The organism is Micromonospora sp. CNZ286, from assembly GCF_014207755.1.
On sequence record NZ_JACHIZ010000001.1, the window covers coordinates 5565903 to 5574579 of the forward strand.

General features: G+C 65.2%; 8 protein-coding genes. 7 read left to right on the forward strand and 1 reads right to left on the reverse strand.

Annotated features, from left to right (window positions below; genetic code table 11):
* Positions 1 to 38: 38 nt before the first annotated feature.
* The gene (locus tag FHX31_RS24605) at positions 39 to 1331 is read right to left on the reverse strand and encodes an AAA family ATPase (protein ID WP_184977263.1); all 1293 of its coding nucleotides are present in this window, start codon (positions 1329 to 1331) and stop codon (positions 39 to 41) included.
* A gap of 1023 nt (positions 1332 to 2354) precedes the next feature.
* Here FHX31_RS24605 and queC point away from each other — a divergent pair.
* Genes queC through dbpB (FHX31_RS24640) form a run of 7 tightly spaced genes read left to right on the forward strand, consistent with a single transcriptional unit; the run spans position 2355 to position 8623 of the window.
* Positions 2355 to 3056 (forward strand): 7-cyano-7-deazaguanine synthase QueC, encoded by a 702-nt coding sequence (gene queC / locus FHX31_RS24610; protein ID WP_184977264.1) that lies wholly within the window; start codon positions 2355 to 2357, stop codon positions 3054 to 3056.
* Positions 3053 to 3700: a 7-carboxy-7-deazaguanine synthase gene (queE, locus tag FHX31_RS24615; protein WP_184977265.1), complete on the forward strand. Its 648-nt coding sequence runs from the start codon at positions 3053 to 3055 to the stop codon at positions 3698 to 3700. Before queC ends, queE begins: the two co-directional genes overlap by 4 nt.
* Positions 3700 to 4059 (forward strand): 6-carboxytetrahydropterin synthase QueD, encoded by a 360-nt coding sequence (queD, locus tag FHX31_RS24620; protein WP_184977266.1) that lies wholly within the window; start codon positions 3700 to 3702, stop codon positions 4057 to 4059. Before queE ends, queD begins: the two co-directional genes overlap by 1 nt.
* Entirely contained in the window at positions 4056 to 5060 is a 1005-nt protein-coding gene (locus tag FHX31_RS24625; protein WP_184977267.1) for a hypothetical protein, read from the forward strand. The genes queD and FHX31_RS24625 overlap by 4 nt, the downstream gene beginning before the upstream one ends.
* Positions 5060 to 6202 carry a DGQHR domain-containing protein DpdB gene (gene dbpB / locus FHX31_RS24630; RefSeq protein WP_184977268.1) on the forward strand — a complete coding sequence of 381 codons (1143 nt, stop codon included), beginning with the start codon at positions 5060 to 5062 and terminating at the stop codon, positions 6200 to 6202. Before FHX31_RS24625 ends, dbpB (FHX31_RS24630) begins: the two co-directional genes overlap by 1 nt.
* The gene (gene dpdA, locus FHX31_RS24635; protein WP_184977269.1) at positions 6199 to 7440 is read left to right on the forward strand and encodes a tRNA-guanine transglycosylase DpdA; all 1242 of its coding nucleotides are present in this window, start codon (positions 6199 to 6201) and stop codon (positions 7438 to 7440) included. The genes dbpB (FHX31_RS24630) and dpdA overlap by 4 nt, the downstream gene beginning before the upstream one ends.
* The gene (gene dbpB, locus FHX31_RS24640; RefSeq protein WP_184977270.1) at positions 7424 to 8623 is read left to right on the forward strand and encodes a DGQHR domain-containing protein DpdB; all 1200 of its coding nucleotides are present in this window, start codon (positions 7424 to 7426) and stop codon (positions 8621 to 8623) included. The genes dpdA and dbpB (FHX31_RS24640) overlap by 17 nt, the downstream gene beginning before the upstream one ends.
* Positions 8624 to 8677 lie beyond the last annotated feature (54 nt).

Genomic DNA, 8677 nt, shown 5'->3' on the forward strand with positions numbered 1-8677 from the left:
TCCGAACGGTCCGCCGATCCTGCCACGACGGCCCCTCGTCACGCCCGGTGGGCATCGAGGTGGGTCAGCACCGTCTGGTTGGCCTCCCACCCGTCGGGGAACTTCACCGGCACGTCCAGGTGCACCCGCTCGGTCGACGGATACGCGTCGAGCAGCTCACCGATCCCGGCCCGCGCCACCACCACACAGGCGTGCCGGTGCCGTGACGCCAGCACGCACAGCCGTCCCGACTCCAGGTGGAACGCGGTGGCGTCGCGCCGTCCGGAGAGCGGGTGCAGCACGATCGTCACGTCGTACTCCCGGCCCTGGAGCCGGTTTGCGGTGTCCACGGTGATGCCCGCCCCGGCCGCGCCCAGCCGGAACCGGATGGCCGCGACCTGGTCGCGGTGCGCGGCCCCGACGGCGATCCGGTCCGCGGTGACCGGCGCGCCGCCGGGCGCGGCCTCGCTGACCGCGACCGCGCCGCGCCGCAGCACCCGCAGCGCCAGCTCCGCGCAGGCCGCGGCGGCTTCTCCATCGGTACGCACGGTGTGCCGGGCCGGCAGCTCGTGCAACGCCCAGCCGGTGGCGGCGGCCACCTCCACCGCGGCGTCGTAGGCGTCACCCGCACCCGGTTCGGTGAACGTCAGCGCCCGGTCGGCCGGGCCGGTCCCGGCGCGAAACCCGGTGAACGGGTAGAACGCGGCGGACACCACAGGCGCGGCCGAGTCGGGCAGCCGCCACGACACCGGCAGCCGGTGCACCGGCAGCTCCGGGTTGTGCCGCAGCAGCGTGGCCACCGCCGACTGCATCGGATCCCAGGTCAGGCCGGTCCAGCGGAACGTCTCGACGGTGCTGAACGGGTCGAGCTGACCGGGGTCGCCGACGAACAGCGCCCGCTCGAACCGCCCCGCCACGCGCAGCAGCGCGTCGGCGCGCATCTGGTACGCCTCGTCGACGATCGCCCACGGCCAGCTCCCCTCGGTGACAGTGGCCCACTTGGCCGCCGTACCGATGGTGACCGCCGGGCCGCCGAGGTCGGCGACCTTCGCCGCGACCCGGACCGCCGGGTGGGCGGTGACCCGCTCGGTGGGCCGGTAGTCGGTCGCGGAGAGCCGCCCGACGCGCAGCTCCGGCGCCCTGCGGCCGAGCCGGTCGATGAGGTCGTCGACCTGCTCGTTGGTCTGCGCCACGATCATCAGCGGATCGCCGGTGGCGGCGGTCTCGATCGCGGCGCGGACGACGAGGGTCGACTTCCCGGCACCGGGCGGCGAGTCCACCACGACGCCACGGTGCGCACCGTCGCGCAGATCCCGCAGCACACGCTGGATCACCTGCTCGGCTTCGTGCAAGGAAGGCCCCCCTTTTGACGTCTCCGGTAGAGGCGGGGCCCCTTCTTAACACGTGCCGGGTCAGACTGTGGAGCATGACCGACGCGCCGGTGCTCCATCTCATCGTCTCTCTCCCCCGGCGCCACGGATCGGCGAACTCTCCGACCTGCTCAGGACCGACGGCTGGCGGGTCTGCGTGCTCGCCATCCCGATCGCCGCCAAATTGGCTCGACCGCGACCCACTCGCCGACCGCACGGACCACCCGGCCCCGAGTGGCGCTGCCCCGCTGACCTCGAGCCGCACCCGCCGGCCGACGCCGTCGCGGTCGTGCCGACCACCTTCAATACGCTCAACAAGTGGGCCGCCAGAGCGGGTCTGCCGATTCCCGTCTTCCCCGAGTGAACGCAGCGCTCGCTGCGCACCCGTCGTACGGGCCCAACATGCGGTTGTTGCGGGAGGCGGGGTGGTGGTGCACGACAGGGAGGTACTGCGGTCGGCGGTGGTCGACGCGCTACGCGCGGCGCAACCCGCTCTCGGGCGAGGACCTACGCCTGGGCTGCGCCCGCTGGGGCGGAGCGGGCCGGCAATCATGCCTCAGCGGATGCGCCGACTCTCGCGATGCGTGCGACCGCTCCGGGTACGCGGTGCGACTGGAGGGCGGGTGCCGAGGCGGCGGGAAGCGCGCTCGTCAGCGGATGTCGACGCCGCAATACCGCACCCCTTCCCCAGACCATCGCGGCGGGCGGACTCGTCAACATGTCTGCCGAGCCGGACGGAACGATGGCCAGCAGCAACTCCCGATGCTTGCGTGGCCCTCCAGCCGCAAGTTCTAAGGCGGACGGTCCAGAGGGCTTAGCCAAGCCGCACAGGCCAAGCCGATGTCACCGAAGCGTCGTCGTCAAGCCAGCAAAACACGCCCTGCTCATCTTCCAACAACGCGCAGTACTCGGGTAACGTGACGCAACCTGCGAGCAGTAACTGCGCATCACTGGCGGAGCGAGCTACTGCAGTTTCTCGACCATCGACGAAGCGAGGAGCCTCAGATGTCGGCAGCCAAGCCTCAAGCGGTAGTACTGCTAAGCGGCGGTCTGGACTCGGCCACGGCCCTTGCAGTGGCCGTCAAGGAGGGGTTCGAAGCCAACGCCCTGAGCTTCCGCTACGGCCAGCGGCACACGGTAGAACTCGAAGCCGCTGCCCGGGTCGCTAAGGCCCTGGGGGCGACGCGACATGTTGTTGCGGACATTGACCTTAGGGTGTTTGGTGGATCCGCCCTGACCGACGACGAACTCGCTGTGCCCCACCATGAGAGCGCCGAGGAGATTGGGAGCGAGATCCCAGTCACCTACGTGCCTGCTCGAAACACCATCTTTTTGTCGTTCGCGCTTGCGTGGGCAGAGACCTTGGGGGCGTCGGATGTCTTCATCGGTGTAAGCGCTCTTGACTACAGCGGCTACCCGGACTGCCGACCTGAGTACATCGACGCATACGAGCGGATGGCCAACCTCGCCACCAAGGCGGGCGTCGAGGGCACGCAGCGCATGAAGATTCACACACCGCTCATCGACCTAACGAAGGCAGACACCATCCGGCTGGGCCTCAGCCTGGGCGTCGACTACTCGCTCACCCACAGTTGCTACGACCCGGTCGAAGGCCGCCCCTGTGGCACCTGCGACTCCTGCCTGCTCCGCACCCGAGGCTTCGCCGAACTCGGTATGTCCGACCCCGCCGTCGGCAGCACGGTATGAGATCCGCGTACCGCATTAAAGAGATCTTCTACACGCTGCAGGGCGAAGGTACTCATGCCGGGCGGCCCGCGGTTTTCTGCCGGTTCACAAGCTGCAACCTCTGGACAGGCCGCGAGGCCGACCGTCATCGCGCCATCTGCCAGTTCTGCGACACAGACTTCGTAGGTACTGATGGGCCAGGAGGGGGCCGCTTCCGGTCGGCTCAGGATCTGGCGGCGGCGGTGGCAAAGGCGTGGGCTGGCGCAGCCCACCTGAGGAGCAGACCATACGTTGTTTGCACTGGCGGAGAGCCGCTTATGCAACTCGACGCTGCTGCTGTCGACGCCTTTCATGACGAAGGCTTCGAGGTGGCTATCGAGACGAACGGGACGCGGCCCGCACCCGCTGGCATCGATTGGATCTGCGTCAGCCCCAAGGCCGGCAGCGAGCTGGTCCTCACTGAGGGTCATGATCTCAAGCTTGTCTACCCCCAGCCGGGGGCGGAGCCTGAACGATTCGAAGATCTGAACTTCGCTAACTTTCTCCTTCAGCCCATGGATGGGCCCGACCAAGCGGCGAACACCCGGTCCGCCATCAGCTATTGCCTCGCCCATCCTCAATGGTCGTTGAGCCTGCAGACACACAAGTACATTGGGATTGCTTGATGGAAATCTTCCGTGAGTTCACCTTCGAAGCTGCTCATCGCTTGCCGCACGTGCCCGAGGGGCACAAGTGCGCTCGCCTCCATGGGCACTCCTATCGCGTTGAGGTACATGTACGCGGCGAGGTCGGAGCGTCGACCGGATGGGTGATGGACTTTGGCGACATCAAGGCAGCATTCCGGCCCCTCCTGGACCAACTGGACCACTACTACCTAAACGAGGTGCCGGGCCTCGAGAACCCGACCAGCGAAGTGCTGGCGCAATGGATCTGGGCGAGACTTATCGATCAGTTGCCGCTGTCGGCCATCATGGTCAGGGAGACCTGCACCTCGGGCGCCGTCTACCGGGGCGATGCCTCGTGACGGAGGCGATGGCCGACGAAAGTTCGCCGGGTGTCCCTGCAGACAGCAACAGCCCGTCGCAGGCGCCAGCCCGTGTTCATATCGTCGTCACCTGCGCAAACCGCAAGAACCTGGCAGTGCCTGCGGCGCTGCGGGTCAGGGCGCTGTCGAACTACGCACCTAGGCAGAAGCTCGCAGAGTGGACCCGACGACTGTCCGAACCTAGCCAGCCTTCCACTGCCGCAACGTCGCTCTATGCTGGCGAGCACTGGGCCGTAGCACGTCAGCTGGTCAACCCGAGAAGCGTGGAGACGCAACTCTGGATCTGCTCCGCGGGGTACGGACTGATCCCCGCCACCGCGCAGCTTCGCCCCTACGCCGCGACCTTCGCGTTGCGCGAAGCAGACTCGGTCGGACAAGGTTCGACCGAGAACCGCGACTGGTGGCGGGGACTAAGCGAGTGGGTTGGCCCTGACCCCGGCACGCCCCGATCGTTCTACCACCTGGCCCGGATGAATCCCGACGACACGATCATCGCCGTCCTATCGGCTACCTACCTTCGGGCGTGCAGTGATGACCTCCTGAGGGCGGCGGGGCGGCTAGGCGACCCGCAACGGCTGACAATCGTTGGGCCGGCTCAGCCGGACCCCGACTTGGACGAGCTCGTCGTCGGCGTGACCGCTCGCATGAGACCGGCAGTCGGCGGCAGTCTGCTCGCCCTTAACGTGCGCGTTGCGCAGCACCTCCTCGGCCGAGTCACCGCGGAGCATCGCACCCACCGCCGCTCGTACTTCCGGGCGTTGGCCCACGAACTGGCAGCCGCCGCGCCCCCGCCGCCGCCTCCGACTCACCGTGAGCGCATGACCGACGACGAGGTTAAGGCCTTCATCCGGCCGCTGGCGGAGGCCGGGCCAACCTCGGCGACGCGCCTGCTCAGACAATTACGGAACTCCGGCAAGTCATGTGAGCAGGCACGTTTTAAGCAACTGTTCGATGAGATCTCGCTGGAAGTGCACTGCTGATGGCGCCCTCACATGACTCGAAGAACATCGCACGCCGTGCGCTGCGAATCGCTCAGCCGGGCACTCCAGCGCTCTACCTCTTCGCACTGCAGGCAGAAGAGGTACTCCAAATCGCAGACATCTCCCGCGTCAGCCGAGACGATGCCGGGAAGCTAATCGGCTACCAACGCCCGCAGGTACGGAAGCACATACAAGAGATCGTCGAGTACCTCGACACCGAGGCTGCCGTCTTCCCCAACCCCATCATCTTGGCCCTCTCTTCCAGCGTCCGGTTTCAGTCGAGCAGAGGGCCAGGTGCCGCAGATGGACTCGCGACCTCCGGGCTACTTAGCATCCCCCTGCCGCAATCCGGCAAGCCGAAGCCCGCATGGATCGTCGACGGACAGCAGCGAGCCCTGGCGCTGTCCCGTACCCAACGGCAGCAGTTTCCGGTACCAGTCACGGCGTTCGTAGCGGACAGCGTAGGTTTCCAGCGCGACCAGTTCCTACGTATCAACAACACGCGTCCACTGCCGCGGGGCCTGGTGACCGAACTCCTACCGGAGGTCGACAGCCCGCTACCACCGCGACTCGCAATCCGGAAGGCGCCCTCGGCGCTGTGCGACGTCCTGAATGCCGACAAGGCATCGCCGTTCTACGGGCTGATTAAGCGGGCGTCGACCAACCGGCAGCAGGCACCGAAAGCTGTCATCACAGACACCGTCGTTGTCGAGATGATCCAAGAGAGCCTCACCTCACCAGCTGGCTGCCTCTTCCCCTACCGCGACGTCACCCGCAACGAGACAGACTTCGACGGGATCCTTCAGGCGCTCTGCGCCTATTGGTCAGTAGTGCGTGACACGTTCCCCGAGGCATGGGGCAAGCCGCCCACCAAGAGCCGCCTCATGCATGGGGCCGGCATACGCGCCATGGGACGGCTGATGGATCGCGTGCTGGGAACGATTGATCCACGCCTCCCCGAGGCACCCGAATTGATCAGCAAACACCTCGCCGTGATCGCGCCGCATTGCCAATGGACGGGAGGAAGGTGGGACGAACTCAACCTTCGTTGGAACGAGATTGAGAACGTCTCCCGCCATGTGCAGGAATTGTCCAATTACCTCATTCGCGTCTACTTGAACGAACGGGCAGGAATTCGATGAAGTTCTTCTTCCCGGACAGCCAGGACCAGGTAGACCCCACGTTCGACTTTCAAACCGAGGAACGCCACCCGTTCCGAGTGCGTCAACGCGATGACCTATACGCCCACGAAGTACTGAAGCCACCGCCGTTTAACGGTCTCTTGGTCTCCAAGGCAATCGTAGATGGGACCGCCGGTTCCAGTACGGGCAAGTACACCCTGCCCCAGCGCCACCGGCTCTACCGGCAAGGGGCGCGTGAGTTCTTCCGCCTCCATAATGGCAGCGCGCCGTTAAAGATCATGGGTGATTGCGGAGCTTTCTCGTACGTTGGTGAGAATTACCCTCCCTATACGGTCGAAGAGGTCGTCACCTTTTACGAGGGGTGCGGGTTCGACTACGGCATCTCCGTCGATCACGTCATCTTCCAGTACGAACCGAAGGTTCTTCGTACCGACGAGGCGGCCAAGGAGTGGGTCCGCCGGCAACAGATCACCCTCGATCTCGCCGCAGAATTCTGGCAACGTTGTTCCGCCAGCGATGTCCACTTCACGCCCCTCGGGGTGACTCAGGGTTGGAGCCCCGAGTCATATGCCTATGCAGTGGTGGAACTGCAACGGATCGGGTACCGCAGGATTGCGGTCGGTGGCATGGTGCCGCTGAAGACGAAGGAGATCCTCGCCTGCCTCCGTGCCATCGATGATGTACGTGCGCCCGACACCCAGTTGCACCTCCTAGGCATCAGCCGCGTCGACGAAATTCCGACATTCGCTGGCCATGGCGTAACGAGCTTCGATAGCACGTCGCCCTTCCGCCAGGCGTTCAAGGACGACAGGGACAACTACTACGCGCTCGACCGGACTTACGTGGCGCTTCGGGTTCCTCAAGTCGACGGAAACGCGAAGCTTAAGGCGCGAATCCGCTCCGGTGAGATCAGCCAAGGGCAGGCCATGCAGTTGGAGCGGGCCGCGCTCGCCCGCCTTCGCGAATTCGATAGGGGCGAAGTCGCCGTCGAGGCAGCCCTAGAGGCGTTGGACGCCTACAGCGCGGTGTGGGACCGTAAGGCAAACAGGAGCAGCCAGTACCGCGACACGCTCGAGAATCGGCCTTGGCAGGCCTGCGACTGCTCGATCTGCAAGAAGGTCGGCATAGAAACAATCATCTTCCGTGGGGCGGAGCGCAATAAGCGCCGGGGCTTCCACAACCTACACGTATTCGGGCAACGACTGCGCCGGCAGCTTGGAGATGACGATCGTGACTAAGCAGGGAGACAAGAGCGCCGTGGCCGCGAACTCTGGGAACGTCCTACATCTTCCGGCTCTTGAGATCAGGCAGGGACCCAACCGCCGTCTGTACACGTTCGCGGTCGACGGCAAGCAAGTCCCGTCGTTCGCCGCCGTCTCGCGGGTCCGGCGCGACAATCAGCAGCAACTGCACGGCTACCAACGGCCTGAGGTCCTAGCGCACGTAGCGGCGATCCGCCGCTACGTAGAGTCGGACGACAGCCCACTGCTGCCCAACGCGATCGTCGTGGCCTTCGACGACCGGGTTCGCTTCCTCCCTGCCGACACCGCCGGCGACGGGCCTGGCTACGTCCGTATGGGAACCCTCGTGGTACCCGTAAACGAGGACTGGGAGGAGGCCGACAAGCCTGGCTTTATCGTCGACGGCCAGCAGCGTTGCGCGGCCATCCGGGACGCGGAAATTTCGGCCTTCCCTATCTGCGTCACCGCCTTCATCACCGCTGACCAAGCCGACCACAGGTCGCAGTTCATCCTCGTCAACTCCACCAAGCCACTGCCCAAGGGCCTGATCCACGAGTTGCTCCCGGCCGCGTCTGGGCCGCTGCCGAACCAACTACGCGTGCGGCAGCTCCCCGCGACACTCCTTGAACGACTGAACTTCGAAGAGCGTTCGCCGCTTCGTCACATGATTCAGACGCCGACCAACCCCACGGGCGTCATCAAGGACAACTCCATGCTGCGCATGCTTGAGAACAGCATCTCGGATGGTGTCCTCTACCGGTTCCGGGGAAGCGACGGATCCCTGCCCAACATTGGACTGATGGTGACCGTACTGAGCGACTTCTGGGCAGCCGTGCGGGAGGTATTCGGTGAGGATGCGTGGGGCAAGCCTCCTCGTAAGTCTCGCCTAATGCATGGAGCGGGGATCATCAGCATGGGCTATCTGATGGACGCCATCGCCGACACAAACGGCGACGGCGAGGACATGCCGGACTCTCAGGCATTCGCTGCCGGGCTAAAGACCGTCAAGGATTACTGTCGCTGGACCGAGGGCACTTGGGATCTGGGCGATGGAAATCCGCGCCGTTGGAACGATGTTCAGAACACTCCGCGGGATATTCAGCGGATCACGGATTTCCTGGTGTCCACATATTATGCCAAGCAGGGGAAACGTCACAACCGATCGAGCAGACTGTTTTAACCTCTTGACAATTGGCGTTGGCCCTGCCCAACAGGGCCGACGCATGTCTTGCAT